Below are 26,407 nucleotides of genomic sequence, written 5' to 3' on the forward strand. Positions count from 1 at the left end.
TTACGTGCACCCATCAATCATTATTCACGGTGGTTAAAACTTTGTGGCTTACCTAATAGATAACCTTGGAAAAACTGACACCCTAAACGTTTTAAGTATTGAAATTGCTCTTCTGATTCAACCCCCTCGGCTATCACATTTTTTCCTAAGCTTGTCGCTAAGGTGAGAATCGCTTTCACAACCGACTCGTCTTCGGAGCTAATCAGCATTTTATCGATGAATGACTTATCGATTTTTAACGTATCAATCGGAAACCGCGTTAAGTAGCTAAGCGAAGAATAACCGGTTCCAAAATCATCTAAAGAGAGGTTGATACCCAAGTTTTTTAGATCCTTCATTCGCTTTATGAGCATCTCGGTGCCCATTAAAATAACCCCTTCGGTTAACTCTAGTTTTAACCGTGAAGGTTGTATTGAAAATCGATTAATTGTCTCAAGCACTTGCGGGACAAAGTTAGGGTCTTGAAATTGCAGCGCGCTGACGTTAACAGCCACACTTAAATTAGGGTTTGAATACGCATCATTTTTGCTCATTTCTTCACACACTTGCTCAAGAACCCACTGCCCTATTTGATTAATTTGTTTTGTTTCTTCTGCTATAGGTATAAAAACATCTGGTGAAACGCTCCCTAATTTAGGGCTATCCCATCGCAGTAATGCTTCATAACCAATGAGTTCTTTGCTGGTGTTATGAATAGGTTGATACACAACGTTTAGCTCTTTTTTGGCAATGGCATTGATCAACCCTTGGTTTATTTCATTTCGCTCTAAAATAGATGCTTGTAATTTCGGGTCATAAAAACTAATCATATTTCGCCCTCGCTCCTTAGAGTGATACATGGCAATATCAGCCTGCTTCAGTGCCTCTGACAATTCAAAGTCGCATGCATTAATGATTGTGAGGCCAATGCTAGGTGTTGTATGAACTTCATACCCATCAAGGTAAAAAACGCGCGAAATCGTTTCACGTATGTTTTGCGCAAAGCTATCCACAGAATGAAAGTCACCATCTTTTATGTAGGTAGGATCATCCAGTAAAATAACGAATTCATCGCCCCCTAATCTGGCAATTAAATTAGGCGATAAAACAATACTTTCTAAACGGCGCGAGACTTCTTTTAACAGTAAGTCACCAATACTGTGCCCTAAAGTGTCATTGATCATTTTAAAGTTATCTAAATCAATCAGCAGTAAGGCGTAACTGTGGCCTTGGGTATGATGCTTTGATTTAGCCAATGACTTTGCTTTGTCGATAAGATGACGTCGGTTAGGTAAATTAGTTAACTCGTCATACATTGCTAAGCGATGAACATTTTGCTCAGCAAGTTTACGATCGGTAATATCAGCTCTAATAGCAATGTACTTATACGGCTTGTTATTTTCATCAATAAAAGGAACAACGGTTGAGTTAACCCAATATAAGCTGCCATCTTTGGCACGGTTACAGACTTCTCCTGACCACACTTGACCACTGCGAATTGTTTGCCACATAGTTTTAAAAAAGCGCGGGGGATGCGTTCCAGAATTGACTAACGCATGGGTTTTTCCGATAAGCTCTGCAGCAGAAAATTGCGATATGTTGCAAAACTTTTCATTCACACTCGTGATTACTCCCTTGCTATTGGTGGTCGCGACAATCGCATGCTGATCAAGGGCCTTTTTTAGTTCTGCTCGACTTCTATTGAGCTCTTCATTTTCTTTTTCGGCTAGCTTCATTTCGGTCATGTTTTCAATCAAACATAACAGGCTAATTACTTTTTCTGACTTATCATTTTCTGGGATCACATTAACATCAAGAAACAACGTTTCCTCATCGAGCCCTTTGAGGTTTATCGAAAACTTAACTTGTTCTCCCTTTAATGCCGTCCTTAAAAAGGCAATACTTTATCGATAACATCGGGAGGGAAAACATCATGAATATACTTACCCTGAGTCGGTGTACGTAAATAAAAGTAGGTTTTTAGCGCATTCTGATTGTAATAACTCAACTTAAAATCAGCGCTCAATCTGAGCACACCTATGTTCATATTATCTAAGATTGTTTTCAGCTCATTTTTCTTTTTAGATGCATACAGCTCAGCCTTGTTCACCATTGAATAAGGATATAAAACCCCCTCAATAAATACGCTTTTATAGATAAATAACGCACCACATAACTTCACCAAATGCGCAATGACAAGGTAGGTATCAGACAGGGTTTGATACTGGGTAACCAACAATGAAAACAACGCCATACAAACTGATGATAATGCAAAATGAAGGTACCTTTTTTCACCATCTACGTTATGTTTCTTGTAAAACAAATAAGCCACGACGACATAACCAATTAATAGAACATTTTCTAAGGTTATTTTTACAATGGACACGCCTTCGCCATGAATAAAGAGAGACGGTAGGTTATAAGCAAACAAGGTGCCGAACGCGATTAAAATAACTGAAACAATTAACCCACAGCTTAGCCATACCATTTTCCTGCCATGAAAAGTCAGTGAGGCCGCAATGGCTGCAAACGTCAGTAATTCAAACATTCGCGCAGCTAAAGAAAAGAAAATCGACTTTTGACTTGAGCTGGGTGTAATAAACGCTGGCATACCAGCAAACGAAATCGCGTTCATGTAGTCCATCATTAGGACAATACTAAATCCGAATATGATGATATTCGTTTGTTCTGCATAGCGGCCATCAAGGCGCTGAAATTCAAGCAGTACCACTGATGAGAAAACAAAAACTGACAATAGCTCCGTTGTTAAATGCAGTATTTCAGTATTTTTTTGTGAAAATATATCGATACTTTCAAGCACAAAAAAGCATATTAAAGCCCCAATAATTAAGCTCGAAAACAAAACAAAATAATGGTTATTTACACCCTGACACTTAAAACCCGCTTTAGAGATGTACATTGTCTATTCTCCTTGCCAAATTACAGCAAACATAGGCGTAGCTAAAGCGTCTTCATCATGCTTACTTTGAGCAACAGCATGACTTTTTAAAATCATTAAATTCAAGGTTTTTAATTGCTTTTTCATTGTATAAAGCACAGCGTTTGAAAACTCAAAGCAGCATAAAAAATTAAAATCTTTACCAATTAACGGTTCTTCATCAACACCTACTTTTTGTGAAAGAAACAGTGAACTATTTAAAGTCGAGAGTATTTTTTCTAAATTATTTATTGGTAAATCACTTCGCATGATATCTGTTCCATTTACAGTCTTTTAATAGATTTAAAAATTAAATGCACAACATTTACTGGCTCATTTAAAAATGCCAGTTCAATATAAAGGGTTTTATTTAGCTAGATTAAAAATAAAAATAGAGGCGTGTTATATAAACCACAGACATTTAGCTATATTAACTTTGTCAACAATTGATTTTTCAACTGTGTGGCTATCAGCTAACTCAACGGTGCCATTCGCGAGATCTTTATTAACAATAGCCTGCGACCTATCATTTAATTCAACCTTTGCACCTTTTGGATAAAGACGAATAAAGTTAATAAATTTAGTCGTTAATATATGATCAAACTTACCAATTTGAGCGGCGTGATAAACTTTCTCAATCGCTTCTACACGTGAGAACTTTTCGCGATAATGACGCTGTGAAGTTAAAGCAACGTATGTATCAATGATACGAATTATGCGTGCTTCAAGGGGGATTTCGGGTTTTATTAGGCCATGAGGGTAACCAGAGCCATCACAATTTTCATGGTGGCACTTGATAATCTTGATCACATTGTCTTCAATGCCGCGGCTTTGCAACTCGCGGCAGCCCAACACAACGTGCTCATGAACACTGTCAATTGCTTTCGCGCTTAACTGCTTACTTTGCTTGTAATCAGGCGGGATCAAAGACATGCCAATGTCTTTTAAGAATGCTGACTTTGCAAAGGGGATGAGTTTATCTTTTCTTAATTTTATTTCTTTTGAGAATAAAGTAATTAACACCAATAACCGCACAGACTCTCGAAATGATTGGGAGTCTTCGCTAATTTTTTCGTATATTAAATCCAGACGACTGGCATCATTAAGCACAAATAAAACAATATTTGTAACGGCTTGAGTTATCGCCTTGTTGTTTAATACATCTGATTGGCCACAGTCTTCAAGTGCCACTTTAAGGATTGATAACCCTTTATTCAGCGCACCAACCGATTTGTCTTCAGAGACATATAACGATCCCTCAAATTGCTTGAGTTTGTGCTTATCGCTTTCAGACTTAATTTTAACTTTATTTGTAAAAAAAGGAGTTTTTAGCCAGTGTTCATTGACCCTAACTAACATACCTTTCTTTAATTGATTGGATTGTATTTTTTTCAATCTAAGTAACCTTGTAATAAAAAAACATTAGTTACTCATCGTCTTCCCATTGACAATTCATCCTTTAGTCGTTCTATTTTACTTAAAAAGTTAAATTACATCAATATAAATCAGAAACAAACTAAGACTATTAATCAAAAAAGATAATTGCAATTTAATTTAAAAAAACACTTTTTATAATACAATACTATACAGCAAATAATTTGATGAAATACCTAATAAAGGTAATTTAACATTAAATTAAACAACCCAAAATAATACCTAATAAAGGTAATTGAACATTAAATTAAACAACCCAAAATAATACCTAATAAAGGTAATTGAACATTAAATTAAACAACCCAAAATAATACCTAATAAAGGTAATTAGTTTCTTAATAAATAATCGTCAATTCTTATCGCGTTCATGAGTAGCGTATGTATAAAACGCATCAATTGGCATTGGTTTACTGTGGTAATAACCTTGGATCTGAATGCAGCCTAACTCTTTTAGGGTTTGTAATTGTTTTTCTGACTCAACGCCTTCTGCTATCGACTCCATATCAAGTGCTTTCGCCAGATCAATCATAGCTTTTACAATAGCAATATCTGCTTTAGTTGGGTGTTCTAAATTATCAATAAATGACTTATCAATTTTTAACTTATCTAGTGCAAATTCCTTAAGGTAACCCATTGATGAGTAACCCGTCCCAAAATCATCAATCGACATTTTAAATCCAGCTTCACGCAGTTTAGTTATCGTGTTTAATGCAAACTGTGGATTACCAATCGCAATCGTCTCAGTCAGCTCAAGTTCAATACAGCTCGGCTCAATGGAATATTTTTGCAGTACCGTGGTCAAACTACGTAGCAAGTTCTTTTTAACAAATTTGGTAGCCGATAAATTGATGGCAAAAGTGATCGCTGGCATCCCATTATCGCGCCATTGACGAATCGTTTTTACGGTATTTTCAAAAACCCAATCATCAATGTCACTAATTCGGCCACAACGTTCTGCAATCGGAATAAACTCAGCGGGTGAAACACAGCCTAACGAAGCTGAATGCCAGCGCAATAAAACCTCAGCGGCTACCATTTTGTTTGTTGCTAGTTCTATTTGAGGATGAAATACGAGTGAAAATTCGTTATTTTTTAGTGCGTAATTGATAGCATTAATGATCTGAGCGTGCCTCACACCTGCTTTATTCATTTCTTCAGCATAAAACAAGACATTATTACGGCCTAGTTTCTTCACTTCAAACATAGCCGACTCAGCCATCTGCAATAAAGATTCAAAGTCACTGGCATCCAGCGGGCACAGGGCAACCCCTATCGAGGCCGTTACAACAATTAACTCGTCGTTAATTGATAAGGGTTCTCTGATCACTTTGAGTAAGTTATGAGTACACTTATCAATCTCTTCTGTCGATGTATAGGGGGTAATAAATGCAAAGCGGTCACCTTGTAAACGCGCAACCATGACTTGTTCACCCATAAAATTACTCATTCTTGCACTCAAGTTCTGCAGTATTAAGTTGCAATTCCCTATTCCGAGGGCCTTATTAAGAATTTTAAAGTTGTCTAAGCCAATTAAGATAAAGGCTGATTTAATACCGACATGCGCTTTTATGACCTGCTCAAATTCCATTTGTAACTTCACTTGATTGGCAAGCCCTGTTTGCTGATCAAAGTAAGAGAGCTGATGTATTAAGCTTTCACTTTCGACTTGCTTAGTCATATCATGTTGAAAAGAAATGTAATTACTGATTGCTCCTTGCTTATCAAAAATGGGGTATATGGTTGTTTGCTCTACAATAGCATCTCCGTGTTTAGTTTTATTAACCAATGAACCAACCCACGCCTGTTTATTATTGAGCTGTTGCCACATCCCCTGATAAACACCTAAATCCGTTTGACCTGCGCTGATCATGTTCGGACTTTGGCCTATAAGTTCATCGTAACCATACTGACACATGTCTAAGTACGCCCGATTCATATATTCAATTTTGGCATCCGTATTCGTAAACATAATAGGGTGCGGATTTTGCTCTACAGCTTGAGATAAAATATGCATGCGTTTATTCAACGTGATTTTATTAAACCACTGCCACACTGATTCAGCCCACACGGTGAGCATGTTTTTATCATGAACTGAAAATGTTTTTTCTGTGTGTTGCAAAATAATCGCTAACTGACATTTGCCATGACGCACAACCGGCACCACCAGCAAAGAGCTGGCATTACTTGGCAAGCCAAACTCTTTTGCTTGCTTGCGATTAACAATGACTGCTTCTCCAACAGCGACTTTTTCTTGCAACTTACTGGTACATACATCCAGTTTTGAGCCATGCACCGCACGGTAAGCGAGCTGCTTATGTTCATTACAAATATAGAGCGATGCACCATCACAATTTGCAATTTCACGGGCTTGCTCAACGGCATAATTAAGCAAGGTTTCTTGATCTTCCTGAAACGAAATTTCGGTCAATGTAAGCAATCCCTTATTGAACTTGCTTTGTTGAAGCAGTGCTGCCATTTGCCCTATTTTTTCTGTTACGTCACGCGCGACAACTAAATAAGTTTCATGCTCATTTTCATAAGTAAACAACGTCACAGAGAATTCAAAATGATGCGTACGTCCATTAATTAAGAGAGGTAATGCATCGATAGTAAATAATCCAAATAAATGATTTTGTTGCAGTGAGTGTATAAACTGCGGTGCATGTTGAGGAGCAAAAAGCTGACAAATATTGTGACCTAACACATTGTTCGAAAAGACACGACTCGGCGAATTGTCACTGTAAATAGTTTTAAACGTGCCATCTCGCTCAAGCTCAAAAACAGAATCGGGTAAAGCGGTGAGCGTTGCAGATAACTGCTCTGTTGAATTTTCAAGATCAGCATAGGGTTTGATGACGGTTTCAACAAACACGATTTTATATAATAAGAAGTAGGTCAAACCTTTATAAATATGACCAAAGAAGTTAAGTGTATCGGTTACATGCGAGGCATCATTATAGAGCGTAAAACACGCCTCACTTAATATAGCCAACAAACAAACAAGCGTTTTCCCGGCGATATTTAGAGTGTTTCTTGGTTTTCTTAATTGCGATGCAAACATACACGCAGCAAGGCTGTAGAGCGTAATCAGTGTTATTTCTATCAGCCACTTTTGTTGACTGCTGCCACCCCCTTCAATGTACAACGTGGGCAACCAATCGGGAAAATAAAATACAACAGCCACAATACACGCGGTCACACAAAGTAAAGTACTCAGCACAACACGCGCATTAAACAGCTTATAATTCACCCAAATAGCGGTTGCAATCACTAAAAATGCAGCGGCATTAAAAAACCGGGCAAACAGCCAAAAAGCAAACACTTGCTCCATGTTTTTCTCGTGATCACTGACACTTGAAAAACTCAAAAAGTGCAACGCATCAAAAATAGCAACACACAGCATAAGACAAGATAGCAACAATAACTTGCTATTCCGGGTGAAGTGCCATGTATTCCATCCAATAGCAAAAATTAAGAATGAAATAACAACTGAGAAAAGCTCAACACTGGTGTGCATGCCTACATAAAAAGGTTCAGTAGCAATTAAACCGACCTTTTCTAGCAGTAATACGATGGCTAATAGCAACACACCGACACCAATGTAAGGTAAGGTATTTACAAGTTCTTTATGATGAGAAGTATGTACAAACTGTTTCACTAAGCTTTTAACTATTTTTATAAGTATTACTAAAAAGGATAGTAAAAATAACAGTTAAGTGTAGATAAATAATGAAAAAATCTGTCGGTGTTGCGCTAACTATTGCTTAGCGCAACAGAATGAAAACTAACCTTTATTAAAAGGATTCCGTGTATCTTGATTAGCATCGAGGTTACGCATCAAAATTGCGTGGTCTAAATCAATATCTTGCGGTAGAGGGATTTTTACAATATGGCCTGAGCCTTTTGCATCGCTGATTGACTCGCCCTTTTTGTTTTCCATAAACTCAAGGTTAAAGTTGATATTGCCTTTAGGTGTCATTAACTCAAGCGAGTGACCCGTACAAAATTTATTTTTAACATCAATTTCAACCAACCCATTGCTAGTACGCCCCAGCACTTCACCAACAAACTGTTGTTTATCTGATACCGAGTGACCGTACTCATAGTTTTGATAGTCTTGGTGTGCATGGCGCTTTAAAAAGCCTTCGGTGTAACCACGGTGCGCTAAGTTCTCAAGCGTTTTAAATAAGTTTGCATCAAAAGGACGCCCAGCCACCGCATCATCAATTGCTTTACGGTAAACTTGTGCGGTACGCGCCACATAATAGAAAGACTTTGTGCGCCCTTCAATTTTTAGGCTATGTACGCCCATTTTTGTAAGCTGATCAACATACTGTACGGCGCGTAAGTCTTTTGAATTCATGATGTAAGTGCCATGCTCGTCTTCAAATGCAGGCATGTATTCACCAGGGCGACCTTGTTCTTCCAGCATATAGACTTCATTACTTGGCGCGCCTTCACCGAGTGTGGGGATCACTGATTTAGGATCAATTTTATGAACCATTTCGCCCGTTTCGTTTTCGGTGCCCGGTTTTACATCGTAATTCCAACGGCATGCATTCGTACACGTGCCTTGGTTAGGATCGCGCTTATTAATATAACCCGACAACAAACAGCGTCCAGAGTACGCCATACATAATGCCCCATGAACAAAGACTTCAAGCTCTGTGCTTGGGCATAACTCGCGTATTTCTGCAATTTCTTCAAGTGATAATTCACGCGACAAAATAACACGTTCAATACCTTGTTTTGCCCAAAAATTTACCGTGGCATAGTTAACTGCGTTAGCTTGTACAGATAAGTGAATTGGCATGTCTGGCCATTTTTCACGGACCAGCATAATTAAGCCCGGATCTGACATAATCAGCGCATCTGGCTGCATTGCGATCACAGGTTCAATATCACGTAAATACGACTTTACTTTGGCATTGTGGGGAGCAATGTTCGACACAACGTACAACTTTTTATTTTGTGCATGTGCCTCATTAATACCGATTTGCAAGTTATCTAAATCAAACTCATTGTTACGAACACGAAGGCTATAACGAGGCTGACCTGCATAAACGGCATCTGCGCCATAAGCAAAAGCATAACGCATATTTTTTAAACTACCTGCGGGTGATAACAACTCAGGCGTAAAAGGGCGAGGGGTCAAAATAGGTGACGACATGAATGCTCCACACATCGAACCGAGTACAAATCGGTTGCATGAATTAATATGATTAACGAGCGCGGGAGTATAATAATCTGTGACTATATTTTATTGATCTAGATCATAATTGCAGGTAACTAAGCCGCTAATTAACGCCAAACATTGCTGCTTGCGAAACACAACGAAAAAAAGCGCCCTTTGGCGCTTTGGTATCAATAACAATGTATCTTATAACACGTGAATTAATGAGCCGAGCCATCGCCCCCACGTAACACGCCTTTTGGTGCACTACAGCCATACTCAGAAATATAATCAACGGCGGCTTTTGCTTGAACAACCCCCCAGCCATAAGCATGATCATACCCAGCCTCACCCTGATCATCCGCCGACGCACGAAGCGCTAAGCGAATACCATTTGCAGTACATTCAGGAAAATTACTCCACACCACAGCTGCCACGCCTGATACATGAGGTGTGGCCATTGAAGTGCCTGACTTGAAGTCATGATCTGTAAACTCGGCAACACTTATTGTGGTTTCCTTACCGAGATTTTCCATTAAATTAAGACCCTCATTTCTTGTCACAGAGCCAGCAATCATAGAAGTAGGGTTAATAGTACCGATAAGCTGGCTTTGGTTGTTATTACGAATAATAACTCCCACACCGCCATCCGCTTCACACTGTTCTACTTTTTTATGAAACGGAATTTCCCCTCGTTCGATTAGACAGATTTTTCCTGTTACATCGCCACAGCTCTGAGTACCTAAACCACAATCAACGAGCTCCCCTGTAACACGACCAAAACGCGAGCCATCCATTCCATAATATTGGAAATTAACATTATCTTGCGTGACATTAAATTTTGAAAAGCGCGCGCGGTCAACAGGCACAGTTGAGAAAACATTAACGCCTGGCGCTGATAACTCAACCTGTGAACTGCGCTGTGAAAAGCTTGCATGTTGCTTAACACTATCCACGGCGGCAACTGAAACCACACTATCGTAAGACGCAGGATAACTGTGTGATGCATCGCCTGAGTTACCTGCTGCTGCAATCATTAAAATATTATTACGCGCCACTTTATTAATTGCTCTTTCTTCAATCGGACTTGAATATTTGCCCCCTAAGCTCATGGAGATCACTGTTGAACCCGCTTGCTGACACTCATCAATGGCCCCAGCTAAATCAGAGGCATAAGCCCAACTACCGTTGCCTGCAAATACACGCACAATGTGCATATCCAGAGAGTGGTCACCCACAATACCTGCACTGCCTTTGTTGTCATCAATTGCAGCAATCGTGCCCGCAACATGCGTGCCATGACCAAATGGGTCTTCATACCAAACACCCGCGCCACCATCCGCTGAACCGGTCACGCCCGCACTCGGTAAATCAGGGTGACTTAATCCATAACCACTATCAATGACACACACCTTTTGACCGCCTTGATACTGCACTTTATCTGCCTGAACCATCGTATAGCCATAAGGTAAGAACTGCATCGGCTCTTCTGACATCAGTTTACGAGGTACATCGGGGTAAAACGCTTTAATATTGGATAAACCCGCTATCTCTGCCAATTGCGCTTTATTAATAGTGACTGCAAAACTCTCGAGTGACTTAATTTCTTTTTCTATTTTGACATTTTTAGCCTGTAGTGCCGATTTCACAATTGACGCTTTATTATTGTTCGCTTCAACCACTATGCGAAACGTCTGTTCTGCAAAACTGGGGAAACTACATGCGAGAGCCACACTTGCAGCAAGTACTGTTTTTTTATTAATCATCGTTGGGCTCCTTGTTATTGTGCAGTATTATCGTTTTTGCTCGCTGGGCAATCATGCAACTGAACGTTACCACTGATTGTTCCCGCATTGCTGTAACCTTGATATGGCCCAGACTCAAGCAACATCACATTTAAGAGCCCATTTGCACCAATCCCTGTTTTAACGCCTTCTGAAATATCCATCATACAGGCAAAGCCAACGCCCTCTCCCGGCGCTGTTGGGTTGGTTGAGCTATAATTAAACTCCACCTGATACATTCCCTCAGTGCAAATATCTTGCTTACAGTACAAACGCTCATCACCCGACTCTGCGCCCTCAGGATCAACGGGCTCTTCGCTGCATAATCCAGCACCATACACGTTTGCATTAAACGCTACACCGCCCATTTGCTGCCAATCAATTGCTGTTAAATCCTTATAATTAACCTGTCCAGATACATCACCATCGCATCGCGCAGCATGCGCAGTAAAGACAGCTTTGCCCGCTCCGCCTTTTGAATTAAGCGTTCCACCTGCTGACACTCGTGCATCTATTTTTGCACAGCCACTCAATATAGCGGCTGTTGCAATTAACAACCCTAACTGTGTTAGTTTCATATTTTTTTCCTTGTAGTTTGTTTTCATTATCGTTTTATCCACTGTGACGCAAACTAATATTTCTAGTATATACATCTAGTTAAGAGCGACAGCACAGTATTAGAGCAACCAATAAGAGAATTCAATACGCAGAAATAAGCAAAAATGAACAGCACAAATGTAAGCAGAAAAAACGCCTTCATTTACAATCTGTTAAAATTAAATTCACACAGCGTTCATATGTACCAGTTTGTACCAAAGTGTAATCAAGCACCAAATAGCACATTAAAAGATCTTAATTAAACACTGTTGCACTGTGGTTATAGTGCATTGTGATACCCATTCGCTTAATGAGATGAGTGGCTTTGAAACACGAAAAACTAACAGAGAAAAGAAAAAAAGGTGACCAATCCTATGGCCACCTTTTTTAGATCAAACGCAATTAACTATCCAGGATAATTGGTTTTGATTTAGTTATGTTAACAGCAAAGCCATTCTCATAAAAATTTTTACACGCCTGTTAAGCGTTCGCGGCGCTTTTTCCACAACAGAAATTGATAGCCAAGCAAGCCTTCAGCTTGAATGTTAATTCGCCCGCCCGCCGCTTTTTCAACTTTCAAATGACCTTGCTTGTCATCATGCTGAAAGTTAAATAAAAACGTTGTAAGGGTTTGTTTATTTAAGGTAATCGCTATTTTCTGCTTAGTGTCTTCGAGTACACTCACCAGCTCATTTTCATTAAAACGATATTTTATTTGCTTATTCGTCGCTATGAGTTTAGGCAGTAACTTTGCGATATTATCATTCCAGTACACAGAGCGCTTTGCGTACTCAATTGATGCAGCCTCATCAAGTTCCCATGTTGTCTCAAGTTCAGTTGGAAACTCAGCCTCTACAGTGTTCGATTCTTGATTGATTTGTGCATGTAAGTTTTCAGCTGTGCCAATCACAGATAATAAGCACATTATTTTTATTATATTTTTAAACATAAACAATTCTTTGTTGTAACAATAAAATGGCCCACATTTTGAGTGGGCCATCCACTAACCTAGCAAAATACTAGTCATCTATGTGGGCACAGCGACCAAACTCTGCTCCCTTCTTCACAGCGTTAACCACCTGTTTAGGGAAACTTAGTTCTTGGTTTATGCCATCTTTACATACAAAGGCTTTGTTGGCATCGACTTCAATGGTCACTGGTGTGGGAAGTCCGACAATACCAGCCATCATTTCGGAGCCGTTGGCACTGACACCGAAAATGCCATTGGTCATGAAGTTTTTCGCTTCTACGACACCTTGCTTACCAAAGAACTCCTGACCTGTCATCCAACCAATACCTTCCATATAGATGGTCGACCCAGCAGGCATGCCATTGATAAGCAGGCGGCCTGTGATAACAGATAAATCATCATTGGCATCAAGTACCATGTTCAATGGTAAACCAGCAATTTCAGCAATTTCTTCATGGCTCATATTATAAGGTGCCGCACATAGGTTGTAGATGAACTGATAGTATGGAACATCTTCGCACCAACGTAGACCACCGAGATTAGTCACTTCATCTGTTTTAGCATTCCAGACTTTCACCCCCTCACCGAACGCTCGACGGCCAAATCCACGTTGTGCACCAAAGGCGATACGCTCACCATCATAAGAAATTACAGAAGAGTTGAGTGCTCCGAAGTCCTTGTAGAGGTCTCGTAACTTACCATCCACCCACGCAAGCTGAGAGTTATTGTTGTTGCCTGAGCCGGTCACTGTTTTACCGTTACCAGAAATTTTATCTGCACGCACCCATGCTTCGGTTCGCTCACCATTAATACGTACTTCATAGCCATCTCCCCAAGAGCGAGGAATAAACTCTAAGCCATCGGTTAATGGTGTTGCTTTGCCTGTTTTAACATCCCAGACTGTTGGAACGCCATATGAACTTGACGCCTTGTCTGGTGCACACTCTACGCCACCAGTATTGGGGCGGCGAGAATTACCAACAACGGTTTTACCAGCATCATCCATATCCCAAATAGAGTGCGAACTCACACCTGACTGACTTGCCAGCGCACAGGTGTTATTGCTTGGGTCTTCAAGCACAGAGAGGTGGCCTGAACTGATATCCCATACTGCACCTTGACCAATGCCGTTACCGTCAAGATCAGCAATAACTGCCGCCTTTGTGGCTGTTTTACTCATCGCAGCAGAAGTGGCTTTTAAAGGCGCAAAACCTTGCGGCGTCTCCAGTGTTTCAAAAGTATTCTGTGTGCTGTTATAAATAAATGGTGTACCACCCTGAGTAGTACCTAATGCTTTCTTGCCATTTTTTGCATGATCGCTTACCCAGGCTGCCACAAGCGGGGTGTATTGAATACCATCTTGATAGCCATTGAAGTACATTTCAACTTCTTTAGTTTCACCTCCAGCGACAATGATTTCGGTCATGTTACACGCATTGTCAAGCGCTGGTGAAGTGCCTTCATCTTCATTCCAATATTCATTTTCAGAAATGATATCGGTTGGTGTCGTGGGGTAGCCGCCAGCACGAATTGGATCCATATACAGCGCATAGCGGCCACCAGGCGTTAAGCCGTTGATTGTGAATGAGCCATCAGGGCCTATACGCCCTTGGGTCATATTCCCACTTTGTTGGGTGATTACGTCTTGCAATGGATTATCGAGGTTACGGGCAACCATATTCATGCCTGCATACTCAACACCTTCTTTGGTGTAAAGTTTTCCTTTAATGGTTCCGTATTTGGTTTTGTAATCCGCAGTTGGATATAAATCAGAGATATTGACGATATCATCGCGTACATTGACCGTACCCTGTGCTTCGCCCTCGATACCACGTACATTAATAAATGGAAACATTGTTTCGATACTGTCGACAGGCGCACTATTCCGCCCAGTGTACGAATTCGTACCCGCACAACCAGCAACACCATCATACATAAGGTAGTTTGGGTTAGCTATATAGGTAAAGTGACCATTTGCCTGTGAGTGTGACATATTCATCGCGTGGCCAAACTCATGAGTAAATACGCCTTGTATCATCTTACCCTCGGTGTCGTTGATATCGACATACCATCCATTCATCAGCGCAGTTGCTTCTAGAATTTCACCCGTTTCTTCATCTGCCCATTCAGGAAAAGCAATACCGAGCACAGATGAACGAGGAACTCCAAAGTAATTTTCGAGGATCGCACCGTCAGTATCATAGTTAACCCAAAAACCGTAGCCGTTTTCGGCGCCATATATTTGGTCAACATTAGAAGCGTTAACGTCGCTAATACCAGTTTGACTTTCAATTGTGCCTGCAAGTGCCATGTCTAAGGTTGAGGTTTCAACATTTGACCACTGTGCGACAGCATCTGCTGTGACTGCATTCGCCTGCTCAATCGTTAGAAAAGTGTAATCTCGGTCTAAAGGAACGTATTTTGGTAACACAGTGCCATCTGGTAAAGTTATATCGACATTGAATGTCGTGCCTTGCTCTAATATGGTAAAAGCCTGAACGTCGTTACCGTCTTTGTCTTTAATAACTTGACCACCATCCGTCCATACAGGAATAGTGCCTTTGGAGGTGTCCCATTTATACGGTGCCATGGTTTTATCATGAATATATAAAGGGCCGCCAGCGAGTGAACTGGCTGAAAGAGTGGCTAAGGCAAGGGCTGCTGTAATTTTTGAAAATTTCATTATTGTTGTACTCCAGTCAGTTTACCCACCAAATTTATAAATACATCGGCCTTAACTGCTCCCGGACTGGTGAGCATATTGCGTTCTTCATTTGAAAAATTAGATGTATCCATGTCTTCAAATAGACCGGCATTTGCAAATTCGTTTACGACTTTGCCATCGCGTACAACAAACTTACCTTGTGCCATGCCCGCAGTTGTTTGAAAACCGGTAATAGAAGCTGGTTTGTACATAAAAGCAATGACGTTTTCACCTTCATGCCACTTTGCGAAACCATCTGGAGTAACCCCTAAATACACTTTGCCATTGCCCATTGAGCGAGGCTTAATTAAACCAAATTGACGAAAAGTGTAGGTCGAGTTTTCTTTTAATTTGCCTTTTGCATCAGACCCAACTTGAATAGTGACTTCAGTGTAAGGACGCTTGTTGTCAAACCCATCGGTTACTTTAATAACCTCGCCAGTAATAATACTTTGAGATGCTTGCGTTAGTTCTTGTAAGTTTTGTTGCTTTAATTTCATTGCATTGGCAGCTGGCGACAATGCCATCGCAGTGCCTAGTGCAAAAATAGATGCACATGACAGCTTGGTTAATGACCTGCGTAGTTTCATTCATATCTCCTATCATTCTTTAATTCGTGTATTTATTGTTTTAAATCAGGATTTATAACTACAAAAAACCTAATCACTAATTATTTATGGTTGAATAAAGACAAGAGTTCACGCAAAAACATGTAGCCTTTTGTACACTTAAATTTAACATTTCGGTTACAATTTAAAAGGTGCTTATTTTTTATTTTAAGGTAGGGTAAAAAGAAGAAAAGTGAATTTAAAACCTATATATTCAGAAAGTTAAAGTTATAGCAGCATAACACATTGGTATACGTTAACAGTGCAAAAGTGAATGAAAGGTTAACAAAAGTAAGGTTGTAAAAAGGAATGTTCCACCTAGATAAGTAAAGTAGCGATATGCAAAGTAACTTCACTTATCTAGTTCTAGTGCCTTTTATGATTGCCTAAAAAAGCGCAACTTCTTCTGTTTCGAGTGTGAACGTTTTACCATTTGCAAAATAAATATCTATATAAAAAATATGACTGCTTTGCAGTTCAGGCGCTTGATTTGGTTTTAGTTCAATAAACACAGGTGCTGTAGTAGGTAATATGTCAGCAAAATCAGCGACACTGGCATAGCCTCCCTCATTAAAGTAGTCAAAGTCATTCACATACATCTCTGTGACATTGAAGATACTATTCAAGCTCATACCAGCCGTTAGTTCGCTGCTATAATCGGCGCTTGAATAAACATTAATTGCAGTAATGCTATTAATACTGCCAAGCACCACAGCCGCCACTGGGCAATCAGCGTATTCTTTATTAGGATCTGGTTCGTTACCGTCTTGATAAACACCGTCACCCATTCCGCTTAGCTTGATTTTATAGGTGTCAAAGGCAATGGGTGTAAGTGTATTTGCGCTATCCTGTTCAGCTACCACAGCGTAGTTAGCAATATCGATAGCTACAGGTGAAGGCGGACATGTTAATTCATCATTTGAATCTGAATTACAGCCAGCTAAAACACTAGCAAGTAAACCTATTAAAAGAAGTTTTTTCATTGTTTTTCCTTATTTTAGTACTCTATTTTCCTTGCTGAAAATGATAGCTCAAAATCCCTCTGCAGTAACAACTTTGCAGTCATAATTGAATTAAAGGCAGCCTTTTAGGGCAATCGCCAAAAGGATCATAAAAATGCCATCTATGCTCTATTTAATAAAATTAGGAATTTTAGCGTAAAGCGCGTATAATTCGCGCCCGTTAATATTTAACCTTTTATATATAAAATTATTGGAGCACAAAGATGGCTTTAGAGCGTACTTTTTCAATCGTAAAACCTGATGCAGTTGCTAAAAACCACATCGGCGCTATCTACAACCGTTTCGAAACTGCAGGTCTTAAGATCGTTGCAGCTAAAATGGTTCACCTTTCAAAAGAAAAAGCTGAAGGTTTCTACGCTGAGCACAGCGAGCGTCCTTTCTTCGGTGCTTTAGTTGAGTTCATGACATCTGGTCCAGTAATGGTTACTGTTCTTGAAGGTGAGAACGCTGTACTTAAAAACCGTGAAATCATGGGTGCTACTAACCCAGCTGAAGCGCTAGCAGGTACATTACGTGCTGACTACGCTGACAGCATCGACGAAAATGCTGTTCACGGTTCAGACGCTGTTGAATCAGCTGCACGTGAAATCGCATACTTCTTCGCTGACGAAGAAATCTGCCCACGTACTCGTTAATATCGAGTTCACAGCTAAGTCTGTGATGCAGAAGAAAAAGGGCTTTCGAGCCCTTTTTTAGTCATTAGCTAAGCTTATTATTCGTCTGTTTAGCTAATGACTAAGTCGATTAAATAATATACAATCGCGCACCCTAAATACTTATACCACCGTCACTGATTGAGGTTGTTTCATGACCACAGAAAAAAAGATTAATTTATTAGATTTAAACCGAGATGCAATGCGTGAGCTTTTTGTATCCTTCGGCGAAAAGCCGTTCCGTGGCGATCAGGTGATGAAATGGATTTATCATTTTGGTGTAGATAATTTTGACGACATGAGCAACGTCAATAAAAAGTTAAAAGAAAAGCTTAAAGCTGAATGTGAAATTGTTGCACCCGAGATCTCAGTAAAACAAGTAGCAAGTGATGGCACAATTAAATATGCCTTATTGCTACAAGGTGGCCAAGAAGTTGAAGCTGTGTGGATCCCTGAAAAAGACCGTGCAACCTTATGTGTATCGTCACAAGTAGGCTGTGCGCTAGAATGTACTTTCTGCTCAACAGCGCAGCAAGGCTTTAACCGTAACCTAACGGTATCTGAAATTATTGGCCAAGTATGGCGTGTTGCTAAAGATATTGGCCTTGATGGCGATAGCACCAAACGCCCTGTTACTAATGTTGTAATGATGGGTATGGGTGAGCCACTTTTAAACCTTAAGAATGTTGTGCCAGCAATGGAACTGATGATGGATGACTGGGGTTTTGGTCTATCAAAGCGTCGCGTTACACTGAGCACATCTGGTGTTGTTCCTGCTCTTGATTTACTAAAAGAAAAAATCGACGTTGCGTTGGCCATCTCTCTTCACGCGCCAAACAACGAGCTGCGTGACGTGCTAGTGCCTATCAATAAAAAGTACCCAATTGAAGAGTTTTTAGCGGCGTGTCGTCGTTACATCGATGGCTCAAAAGCAAATAAAGATGTCACTATTGAGTACGTCATGTTGCAAGGCATTAACGACAGCACCGACCAAGCCCATGAACTGGTTAAAACATTAAAAGGGACACCGTCTAAAGTAAACCTTATTCCGTTTAACCCATTCCCTGGCAACGAATATGGTCGCTCAAGTAATAGCCGTATTGACCGTTTTTCTAAAGTACTACAAGCGGCAGGCATTACCTGTATTGTTCGACGTACTCGTGGTGACGATATTGATGCAGCCTGCGGTCAATTAGTGGGCGATGTGGTTGACAGAACAAAGCGTTTAGCGAAAAAGAAAATGCGCGATGACAACGCAATTGCTGTTAATATTCATCAAGCATAATCGTTAAATCCAAGACAAGCCTTTGTGTTAAGCAGCTTATTTTTAAAATAATAGATGCAAGACAAAGGCTTTTCGGTAAGATAGGCATACGGAATCAAACAAGAGATTAGGTAATGCGATCTTTACTTGCCATAACTGTTAGTGCTTTAGCATTAGCTGGGTGTGTCACAGAAAACAGCTACAACGGAAGTAACAAACCTGTTGTTGAAAATAAAATCAATAATACTGGTGCCGCGCGTACTCGTATAGCCCTTGCTTTACAGTACTTAAAAACAGGCAATAACTCGCAAGCAAAGTATAATTTGGAGCGTGCAGCTGACTTCGCACCACAACTACCTGAAGTACACTATTCTCTGGCATATTATTATCAGCAAGTTGATGAAAATGAGTTGGCCGACAGGGCCTATCAACAAGCATTAAAACTTGATCCCGACGATCCTAATACCTTAAATAACTATGGGGTCTTTTTATGTGGTATCGGTGAATATGACCGCGCCGCAGAAGAACTCCTTAAAGCCATTGCGATTCCAAGCTATATTCGTGTAGCCGAAAGTTACGAAAACTTAGCGTTATGCGCCGTTGAGTTTAATGATTTTGAAAATGCTGAAAAATATTTTAAATCAGCATTAAGCCACAGCTCACAACGCCCATCATCATTAATAAACCTTGCAGGTTTATATTATGCTAAAAGCGACTTACATAAAGCACAGGAAGTCGTGGAACAATTTGAATCTACAGGCCGTGTCACTCCTCGCGCTTTAATGCTAAGTTACCTTATTCAACAACGCATGGGCCACATTGAAAAAGCAGAAACCACGGCGGCCATTATTTTACAAACTTACCCCGGCTCAAGTGAAGCTAAAGCCATCTCCTCTCAGCAGTTAAAGAGCACTGAATTTGAGATTTTACGAGAAAAATACCGCCTTTCTCAGTTAGAAGAGCTGCTCATTTCAAGCGATTACTCGTCGGTAAGTAAAGATCAGCCAAAAATCCGTATCGTAAAGAAAAAAGCACCGCCTAAGCCACAACAAGCAAGTTCGGCGAGCACAACAGTAGCTGCAAACACAACAATAGAACCTGTCGCGACAATTAAACCTGTCGCAACTGAAGAATCAGCAGCGGTGTCTGTCGCTGCAGAACCAACAGACACACAACCTGTGGCAACCATGCCAACGCCCGCAGACTCATTACCAGAAGTAAAATCTGTTGAAGTTGCGCAAGCTGATATTGAGCACGTTGCCGCAGTGGAAGAAAAGGCCGCAGTCGAAGAAGAGGCCGCAGTCACGGCACCTAAACAACAGCCAGTGGCAACCGTACAGAAAACGCAGCCTAAAATAGGCGGTTTTACCACCGTGTCATCACGCCCAGTAGTAAAAACCGCGGTGGCTAACGATACCTCAGCAGTCGTGAATGCACTTGGTTCATCACAAACCACAACGCCAGCAGTTGAGCCCACACAAACAAACAGTGATGACGTAAAAATTGTTTCATTTGGTGCTCCACAAACACCTGAAATAAAACAGCAAATTGAGCCATCTACAAACGCTGTGAAAAAAGACACTGGCACCGTGGTTTTTTACGAAGCAGAAAAAGATGCCGATGTATTTAACACCCGTTCTTCTCGTTCTGCGCAAACAAGTAACACGCGCTACAGCGTCAGCACAGAGCAATTACAACTGCCCATGCTGAACCCCAGTGTCGCCGCATTAAATATTCCTTACCATGTTATTCAAAATGGTGAAAACCTATTTAGCATTTCGGTGCGATACAATGTTAAACTACAGAAGATTTTGCAATGGAATGGCTTAAAAGAATCGGATCGTGTGCAAAACGGCACAAAAATCTATTTAAATGATCCGCACATTTACCATGACATTAACGCTGGCGATACTCTTTATGGCATAGCCACCCAGCATAGCGTATTGATCGATCAATTAATGCGCTGGAACAAATTGAGCCCAGATGTAGCCCTAAAACCTGGGCATAGACTCTTATTGGTAGACCCAGACTCATACGCATTATGAATGAAGAAAACACGTTAGAACAACCGCAAGAAACGCTCGGCCAAGCGCTAAAAAAGCACCGCGAAAATGCGGGAGTGAGCCTTGAGCAACTTGCCGGAGCATTAAAATTATCTGTTTTACAATTACAGAGACTAGAAAACGACGAACACGAGTTACTTGGCCCTGCCACGTTTGTTAAAGGCTATATTAAAAGTTATTGCCGAGAGCTTAAAATTGACAGTCAAGCAATGCTTGCATTACTGCCTGAGCAGATAGAACCTGCGAAAAAGTCAAAAATGCAAAGTTTCTCTCGTCGTACTGAAAAAGAAGCACATGACAGCCGCTTAATGTTGTTCAGCTACTTTATTTTAGCTGTGATCATTGGCTCGTCTGTTTTTTGGTGGTGGCAAAATAGCGCACCAGCGATTGAAGAGCCCATTAAGACAATTCAGCCAAATCAACTTGAAACAAGTGAACTTTCGTCCCCTGTTCAAGAGCCTCCCGTTGGCCAAGAACACACTGAAAGTGCAGCACCAATCAGTACTGATTTAGCTGTTGCAGAGTCTGAACCAGCCTCTGCGACAACACCACCTGTGACACCAGAGCAAGCAAGCTCAAGCGATCCTGAACAAAGCACCATTGTCATGCACTTTAATGAAGACAGCTGGGTTGAAATTCACGATGGCAACGGTGACCGCGTAGCATTTGGCGTAAAAAAAGCCGGCTACGTCATGACTGTCACAGGTCCACAGCCATTTAATGTCGTGCTAGGCAAACACCAAATGGTTGATATTACGTTTGAAGGTCAACCTGTCGACACCTCACATTTTGCCAAAAACCGATTAGCTAAATTTACTTTACCGTTATCAGAGTAACCGCAATGTTTTCAGAATCTCCTATTAAACGCAGAAAATCGACACGCATTAACGTAGGCAATGTCCCCATTGGTGATGGTGCACCGATTGCTGTTCAGTCGATGACTAACACCAACACATTAGATGTCGATGCGACGGTTGCACAAATTCAAGCCATTCAAGACGCTGGAGCCGATATCGTTCGTGTTTCAGTGCCTACCATGGAAGCGGCTGAAGCATTTAAAAGCATAAAAGAACAGGTCACTATTCCACTGGTGACTGATATTCACTTTGACTACCGCATTGCACTAAAAGTAGCGCAGTATGGCGCAGATTGTTTACGTATCAACCCAGGTAATATTGGCAGTGAAGAACGTATTCGTGCAGTGGTAGACTCTGCACGCGAACACAAGATTCCTATTCGTATTGGTGTAAATGGCGGCTCATTAGAGCGCGATTTACAAGAGAAATACGGCGAGCCAACGCCCGAAGCATTACTGGAATCAGCAATGCGCCATGTTGAGATTTTGCAACGTTTAGACTTTGATCAATTTAAAGTCTCGGTTAAAGCATCAGACGTATTCTTAGCAGTCGGTGCGTACCGACTCCTTGCCAAAGAAATTGATCAGCCTCTGCATTTAGGTATTACGGAAGCTGGCGGTATGCGTTCTGGCTCAGTCAAGTCAGCTGTGGGTTTAGGTATGCTGCTTGCCGAAGGTATTGGCGACACATTACGTGTGTCACTTGCGGCTGATCCAGTGCAAGAGATCAAAGTTGGCTTCGATATATTAAAATCGTTGCGTATTCGCTCGCGTGGTATCAACTTTATTGCGTGTCCAAGCTGTTCGCGTCAAGAGTTTGATGTTGTTAGCACGATGAACCAACTCGAAGAACGCCTTGAAGACGTTGTTGAACCCATGTCAGTGTCTGTCATTGGGTGTGTGGTTAATGGTCCCGGTGAAGCCCTCGTGAGTGATATTGGCCTTGCGGGTGCAAACCGTCGTTCAGGCCTTTACATTAATGGCGAGCGTCAAAAAGCACGTATCGATAACGACAACATTGTTGACCAGCTCGAAGGCTATGTGCGCGACTTTATCGCTAAAAAAGAGAAAGAAACGCCAATCGACATCAAAATAGTTGAATAATACGAATATAGTCGGCAAACCCAGCGGTTTGCCGTTTACCTTTACCGCTCAGACGTTATAATAGCGGGTCAATTTTTAGTTTTCTTGATGCGTAATGATTATTTACGCAAGTACAGTATTTAGGATTTATCAGTGGCAAAACAAATTCAGGCAGTTCGTGGTATGAACGATTGTCTGCCAGGCGACACGCAGATTTGGCAGAAAGTAGAAAATATCTTACGTGATACCGTTTCATCGTTTGGTTATCAAGAAATTCGTTTTCCAATTGTTGAGTCAACCGATCTATTTAAACGCTCTATTGGTGAAGTTACTGATATCGTTGAAAAAGAAATGTACACATTTGCTGACCGTAATGGCGATAACCTAACACTTCGCCCTGAAGGAACCGCGGTGTGTGTACGTGCAGGTAACCAAAATGGCTTACTGTACAATCAAGAGCAACGTTTATGGTACATGGGACCGATGTTCCGCCATGAACGTCCACAAAAAGGCCGTTATCGCCAATTCCACCAATTTGGTTTAGAAACATTCGGCATTGCCACTGCCGATATTGATGCAGAAGTTATTTTGCTTACAGCCCAATTATGGAAAGAATTTGGTATTAGCGAACACGTTCGTCTAGAGCTTAACTCATTAGGCTCTAATGAAGCACGTGCTGACTATCGCGATGCCCTTGTTGCCTACTTAGAGCAACATGTTGATGTGCTAGATGAAGACTCAAAACGTCGCATGTATTCTAACCCATTACGTGTTTTAGACAGTAAAAATCCAGATGTACAAGCAATCTTAACTGATGCGCCAAAGCTGTCTGAGCATTTAGATGCTGAATCAAAAGAACATTTTGAAAATTTATGTGAACGTTTAGACGCAGCTGGCGTCGAATACACGGTAAACGAAAAGCTTGTACGTGGCCTTGACTATTACAACCGCACAGTTTTTGAGTGGGTGACAGATAGTCTGGGCGCACAAGGAACCGTATGTGCCGGTGGTCGCTACGACGGCCTAGTTGAGCAACTAGGTGGTAAAGCAAGCCCAGCCGTTGGTTTTGCAATGGGTCTTGAACGTTTAGTTCTGCTACTACAAGCATTAGAATGTGTAGGTGACATTCGTCGCAGTGCTGATGTATATTTGGCAGCCATGGGCGACAAAGCCAGTATTCAAGCGCCTATCATCGCAGCTCAACTTCGCAAAGATGTGGCGGGTCTTCGAGTGATGGTTCACGCTGGCGGCGGCAATTTTAAAAAGCAATTAAAACGCGCTGATAAAAGCGATGCATTAGTTGCGCTCATTATCGGCGAAGATGAATTAGAACAAGGCGTTGTGACTGTAAAATATTTACGTGAGCGTAAAGAACAAGTCACCTTAAAACTAGAAGAAGCGAAAACGCTACTAGCTGAACTTATTTAAGTTCAGTTAGCAACAGAGGTAAGCATGGAAATTTATTCAACAGAAGAACAACAAGCAGAAGCGATTAAACGCTTTTTTCGTGAAAACGGTGTCGCACTGGCAGTGGGTATTATCGCAGGCCTAGGTGGTTTGTATGGCTGGAAAGCATATAATCAACACCAAATCACCAGTGCTGAAAATGCATCAGACTCATTCACTCAACTTGTTGATAGCGGTGCCGTGCTAGACAAAGCAGAAACGTTTATCAAAGATAATAATGAATCAAGCTACAGTACCTTAGTTGCTTTCGTTGCAGCTAAAGAAGCCGTAGAAAAAAATGATCTTGATGCGGCAAGTGAAAAACTTAATTGGATTATCACGCACGAGAAAAACACCGAGTTAAAAGCCACAGCTGCAACGCGTCTTGCTCGTGTTCATCTTGCACAAAAGCAGTATGAGCAAGCATTAGCAACATTAAACTCAACGTTACCAGAATCATTTGCTGCAACGGTTGCGGAATTAAAAGGCGATGTGTTTGCAGCACAAGGTGACAAAGACCAAGCGCGCAGCCAATATCAAGCTGCGGCTGATAAAGGTGGCCTTGAAAATAACCCGTTATTACAAATTAAACTTGATGACTTAGCACAAACTAGCCCAGCGGCATAAGGGGTTAAGATGAAGAAGTTAACAGCGGCAACACTTGCTCTGTGTATTGCGACCCTAACAGGGTGTTCTTCAAGTGATGACGAAGATGAATTAGTATTACCAGAAATTGTTAATCAGTTTGAAACAAAGGTTGTTTGGCAAGAGTCGATTGGTGATGGTGTTCAGCACTATTTTTCTCGCCTCACTCCAGCGGTATATAACGACGTTGTGTATGTTGCCAACCGTGAAGGTGAAGTAGAAGCCTTATCGCTTGAAAATGGCGATACTCTTTGGCATACCGATGTACGTGAAAACCCCGCTTTTTGGCCTTGGGAAACATCTGAGAGCGCTAAATTATCAGGCGGTATTTTACAAGCCTATGGTAAAATATTCGTTGGTTCTGAGCACGGCTATTTAACTGCTCTTGACCGCGAAACGGGTGAAATTATTTGGCGCAAAACAGTGCCGGGCGAAGTACTTTCAAAACCAGCTGCGGGCGATGGCCTAATATTCGTTAATTTGGGTTCTGGTAAATTACTGGCCATTCACCCAGACACAGGTGAAGAACGCTGGCGTTATGAGCAAGAAGTACCGCCACTAACACTGCGTGGCCAAAGCTCACCAACGGTTGCGAATGGTGGGGTATTAATAGGCCTTGAAACAGGCAAGCTCAACGTATTAATTTCAGAAAACGGTTATTCTGCTTGGAGCGCTGAAATTGCGTCACCAAAAGGGGCTTCTGAGTTTGAGCGTTTAGTTGATGTCGATACACAAGCTTTAATTAGCGGCCCATATGCTTATGCTATCGCCTATAATGGTAACTTAGCAGCCGTGGATATTCGTTCTGGTAATGTTGTATGGAAACGTGAGTACAGCAGCTACCGTGATTTATCGATGGACAGTCAATATATCTATATTGTTGACAGCAACGGTGTGGTATACGGCTTAGATAAAGTGTCTGGTATTGAACGTTGGAGTCAACCTGCTCTACGTGGCTGGTACTTAACAGGCCCAACAGTTGCTGGAAAATATTTAGCATTGGGTGACCAAGAAGGTAACCTACACTGGTTAGATAAAGAGTCGGGCGAGCTTGTATCGCGTGAAGACTTTGACAGCTCAGGTTTCTTTATTGAGCCTGTTGTTGCCGGTGACAAGTTAATTTTATACACCCGAGATGGTGAAGTTAGCGCGGTTAAAATTCCAGACTAACTTACTAATAGTAAACGT

Annotated in this window: 20 protein-coding genes; 8 read left to right on the top strand and 12 right to left on the bottom strand. The window is 41.1% G+C overall.

What is annotated here, in order from left to right; genetic code table 11:
- Positions 1 to 20: 20 nt before the first annotated feature.
- The 12 genes from LPA49_RS06955 to LPA49_RS07010 all read right to left on the bottom strand — a co-directional run bounded on the left by LPA49_RS06955 (position 21) and on the right by LPA49_RS07010 (position 17,170).
- Entirely contained in the window at positions 21 to 1,802 is a 1,782-nt protein-coding gene (locus LPA49_RS06955) for a bifunctional diguanylate cyclase/phosphodiesterase (RefSeq protein WP_230236146.1), read from the bottom strand.
- A gap of 65 nt (positions 1,803 to 1,867) precedes the next feature.
- Positions 1,868 to 2,899 (bottom strand): MASE3 domain-containing protein, encoded by a 1,032-nt coding sequence (locus tag LPA49_RS06960; protein ID WP_230236148.1) that lies wholly within the window; start codon positions 2,897 to 2,899, stop codon positions 1,868 to 1,870.
- Between the two features lie 3 nt (positions 2,900 to 2,902).
- Positions 2,903 to 3,187 carry a hypothetical protein gene (locus LPA49_RS06965; protein WP_230236150.1) on the bottom strand — a complete coding sequence of 95 codons (285 nt, stop codon included), beginning with the start codon at positions 3,185 to 3,187 and terminating at the stop codon, positions 2,903 to 2,905.
- Positions 3,188 to 3,319: 132 nt separating this feature from the next.
- Positions 3,320 to 4,312 (bottom strand): HD-GYP domain-containing protein, encoded by a 993-nt coding sequence (locus LPA49_RS06970; protein ID WP_230236152.1) that lies wholly within the window; start codon positions 4,310 to 4,312, stop codon positions 3,320 to 3,322.
- A 388-nt stretch (positions 4,313 to 4,700) separates the two neighbouring features.
- Positions 4,701 to 8,009: an EAL domain-containing protein gene (locus LPA49_RS06975; protein ID WP_230236154.1), complete on the bottom strand. Its 3,309-nt coding sequence runs from the start codon at positions 8,007 to 8,009 to the stop codon at positions 4,701 to 4,703.
- Between the two features lie 126 nt (positions 8,010 to 8,135).
- Positions 8,136 to 9,521 carry a tRNA 5-hydroxyuridine modification protein YegQ gene (yegQ, locus tag LPA49_RS06980; RefSeq protein WP_230236156.1) on the bottom strand — a complete coding sequence of 462 codons (1,386 nt, stop codon included), beginning with the start codon at positions 9,519 to 9,521 and terminating at the stop codon, positions 8,136 to 8,138.
- A gap of 224 nt (positions 9,522 to 9,745) precedes the next feature.
- Positions 9,746 to 11,290, bottom strand: coding sequence for a S8 family serine peptidase (locus LPA49_RS06985; protein WP_230236158.1), 1,545 nt, complete (start codon positions 11,288 to 11,290; stop codon positions 9,746 to 9,748).
- A gap of 14 nt (positions 11,291 to 11,304) precedes the next feature.
- Positions 11,305 to 11,886 (bottom strand): hypothetical protein, encoded by a 582-nt coding sequence (locus tag LPA49_RS06990; protein ID WP_036972400.1) that lies wholly within the window; start codon positions 11,884 to 11,886, stop codon positions 11,305 to 11,307.
- A gap of 488 nt (positions 11,887 to 12,374) precedes the next feature.
- Positions 12,375 to 12,854 (bottom strand): hypothetical protein, encoded by a 480-nt coding sequence (locus LPA49_RS06995; protein ID WP_118845085.1) that lies wholly within the window; start codon positions 12,852 to 12,854, stop codon positions 12,375 to 12,377.
- A 70-nt stretch (positions 12,855 to 12,924) separates the two neighbouring features.
- Positions 12,925 to 15,558 carry a hypothetical protein gene (locus tag LPA49_RS07000; protein WP_230236160.1) on the bottom strand — a complete coding sequence of 878 codons (2,634 nt, stop codon included), beginning with the start codon at positions 15,556 to 15,558 and terminating at the stop codon, positions 12,925 to 12,927.
- On the bottom strand, positions 15,558 to 16,169 hold the full coding sequence (locus LPA49_RS07005; protein WP_036972403.1) for a hypothetical protein: 612 nt from the start codon (positions 16,167 to 16,169) through the stop codon (positions 15,558 to 15,560). The genes LPA49_RS07000 and LPA49_RS07005 overlap by 1 nt, the downstream gene beginning before the upstream one ends.
- A gap of 404 nt (positions 16,170 to 16,573) precedes the next feature.
- Positions 16,574 to 17,170, bottom strand: coding sequence for a hypothetical protein (locus tag LPA49_RS07010; protein WP_036972404.1), 597 nt, complete (start codon positions 17,168 to 17,170; stop codon positions 16,574 to 16,576).
- Between the two features lie 242 nt (positions 17,171 to 17,412).
- On the opposite strand from LPA49_RS07010, the gene ndk reads away from it, so the two are divergent.
- The 8 genes from ndk (at position 17,413) to bamB (ending at position 26,389) form a co-directional block, all read left to right on the top strand.
- On the top strand, positions 17,413 to 17,844 hold the full coding sequence (gene ndk / locus LPA49_RS07015; RefSeq protein WP_036972405.1) for a nucleoside-diphosphate kinase: 432 nt from the start codon (positions 17,413 to 17,415) through the stop codon (positions 17,842 to 17,844).
- A gap of 172 nt (positions 17,845 to 18,016) precedes the next feature.
- Positions 18,017 to 19,147: a bifunctional tRNA (adenosine(37)-C2)-methyltransferase TrmG/ribosomal RNA large subunit methyltransferase RlmN gene (locus LPA49_RS07020; protein WP_036972406.1), complete on the top strand. Its 1,131-nt coding sequence runs from the start codon at positions 18,017 to 18,019 to the stop codon at positions 19,145 to 19,147.
- Positions 19,148 to 19,260: 113 nt separating this feature from the next.
- Positions 19,261 to 21,171, top strand: a complete 1,911-nt coding sequence (pilW, locus tag LPA49_RS07025) for a type IV pilus biogenesis/stability protein PilW (protein WP_230236162.1) — start codon at positions 19,261 to 19,263, stop codon at positions 21,169 to 21,171.
- A complete protein-coding gene (locus LPA49_RS07030) occupies positions 21,168 to 22,025 on the top strand; it encodes a RodZ domain-containing protein (RefSeq protein ID WP_075593185.1) in 858 nt (285 codons plus the stop codon). Before pilW ends, LPA49_RS07030 begins: the two co-directional genes overlap by 4 nt.
- A 5-nt stretch (positions 22,026 to 22,030) precedes the next feature.
- Entirely contained in the window at positions 22,031 to 23,149 is a 1,119-nt protein-coding gene (gene ispG, locus LPA49_RS07035; RefSeq protein ID WP_075593184.1) for a flavodoxin-dependent (E)-4-hydroxy-3-methylbut-2-enyl-diphosphate synthase, read from the top strand.
- 132 nt (positions 23,150 to 23,281) lie between these two features.
- The gene (hisS, locus tag LPA49_RS07040; RefSeq protein WP_230236164.1) at positions 23,282 to 24,556 is read left to right on the top strand and encodes a histidine--tRNA ligase; all 1,275 of its coding nucleotides are present in this window, start codon (positions 23,282 to 23,284) and stop codon (positions 24,554 to 24,556) included.
- A gap of 24 nt (positions 24,557 to 24,580) precedes the next feature.
- Positions 24,581 to 25,201, top strand: coding sequence for a tetratricopeptide repeat protein (locus LPA49_RS07045; protein WP_036972411.1), 621 nt, complete (start codon positions 24,581 to 24,583; stop codon positions 25,199 to 25,201).
- 9 nt (positions 25,202 to 25,210) lie between these two features.
- Entirely contained in the window at positions 25,211 to 26,389 is a 1,179-nt protein-coding gene (gene bamB, locus LPA49_RS07050; protein WP_036972412.1) for an outer membrane protein assembly factor BamB, read from the top strand.
- The last annotated feature ends 18 nt before the right edge of the window (positions 26,390 to 26,407 follow it).

It is taken from the genome of Pseudoalteromonas sp. MB41 (assembly GCF_020966275.1).
In the GTDB taxonomy this organism is placed as follows: Bacteria; Pseudomonadota; Gammaproteobacteria; order Enterobacterales; family Alteromonadaceae; genus Pseudoalteromonas; species Pseudoalteromonas lipolytica.

Coding starts and splice junctions, on each gene's coding strand:
- LPA49_RS06960 (WP_230236148.1), bottom strand. CDS start 2,899: ATGTACATCTCTAAAGCGGGTTTTAAGTGTCAGGGTGTAAATAACCAT.
- LPA49_RS06965 (WP_230236150.1), bottom strand. CDS start 3,187: ATGCGAAGTGATTTACCAATAAATAATTTAGAAAAAATACTCTCGACT.
- yegQ (WP_230236156.1), bottom strand. CDS start 9,521: ATGTCGTCACCTATTTTGACCCCTCGCCCTTTTACGCCTGAGTTGTTA.
- LPA49_RS06985 (WP_230236158.1), bottom strand. CDS start 11,290: ATGATTAATAAAAAAACAGTACTTGCTGCAAGTGTGGCTCTCGCATGT.
- LPA49_RS06990 (WP_036972400.1), bottom strand. CDS start 11,886: ATGAAACTAACACAGTTAGGGTTGTTAATTGCAACAGCCGCTATATTG.
- LPA49_RS06995 (WP_118845085.1), bottom strand. CDS start 12,854: ATGTTTAAAAATATAATAAAAATAATGTGCTTATTATCTGTGATTGGC.
- LPA49_RS07000 (WP_230236160.1), bottom strand. CDS start 15,558: ATGAAATTTTCAAAAATTACAGCAGCCCTTGCCTTAGCCACTCTTTCA.
- LPA49_RS07005 (WP_036972403.1), bottom strand. CDS start 16,169: ATGAAACTACGCAGGTCATTAACCAAGCTGTCATGTGCATCTATTTTT.
- LPA49_RS07010 (WP_036972404.1), bottom strand. CDS start 17,170: ATGAAAAAACTTCTTTTAATAGGTTTACTTGCTAGTGTTTTAGCTGGC.
- ndk (WP_036972405.1), top strand. CDS start 17,413: ATGGCTTTAGAGCGTACTTTTTCAATCGTAAAACCTGATGCAGTTGCT.
- LPA49_RS07020 (WP_036972406.1), top strand. CDS start 18,017: ATGACCACAGAAAAAAAGATTAATTTATTAGATTTAAACCGAGATGCA.
- pilW (WP_230236162.1), top strand. CDS start 19,261: ATGCGATCTTTACTTGCCATAACTGTTAGTGCTTTAGCATTAGCTGGG.
- LPA49_RS07030 (WP_075593185.1), top strand. CDS start 21,168: ATGAATGAAGAAAACACGTTAGAACAACCGCAAGAAACGCTCGGCCAA.
- ispG (WP_075593184.1), top strand. CDS start 22,031: ATGTTTTCAGAATCTCCTATTAAACGCAGAAAATCGACACGCATTAAC.
- LPA49_RS07045 (WP_036972411.1), top strand. CDS start 24,581: ATGGAAATTTATTCAACAGAAGAACAACAAGCAGAAGCGATTAAACGC.
- bamB (WP_036972412.1), top strand. CDS start 25,211: ATGAAGAAGTTAACAGCGGCAACACTTGCTCTGTGTATTGCGACCCTA.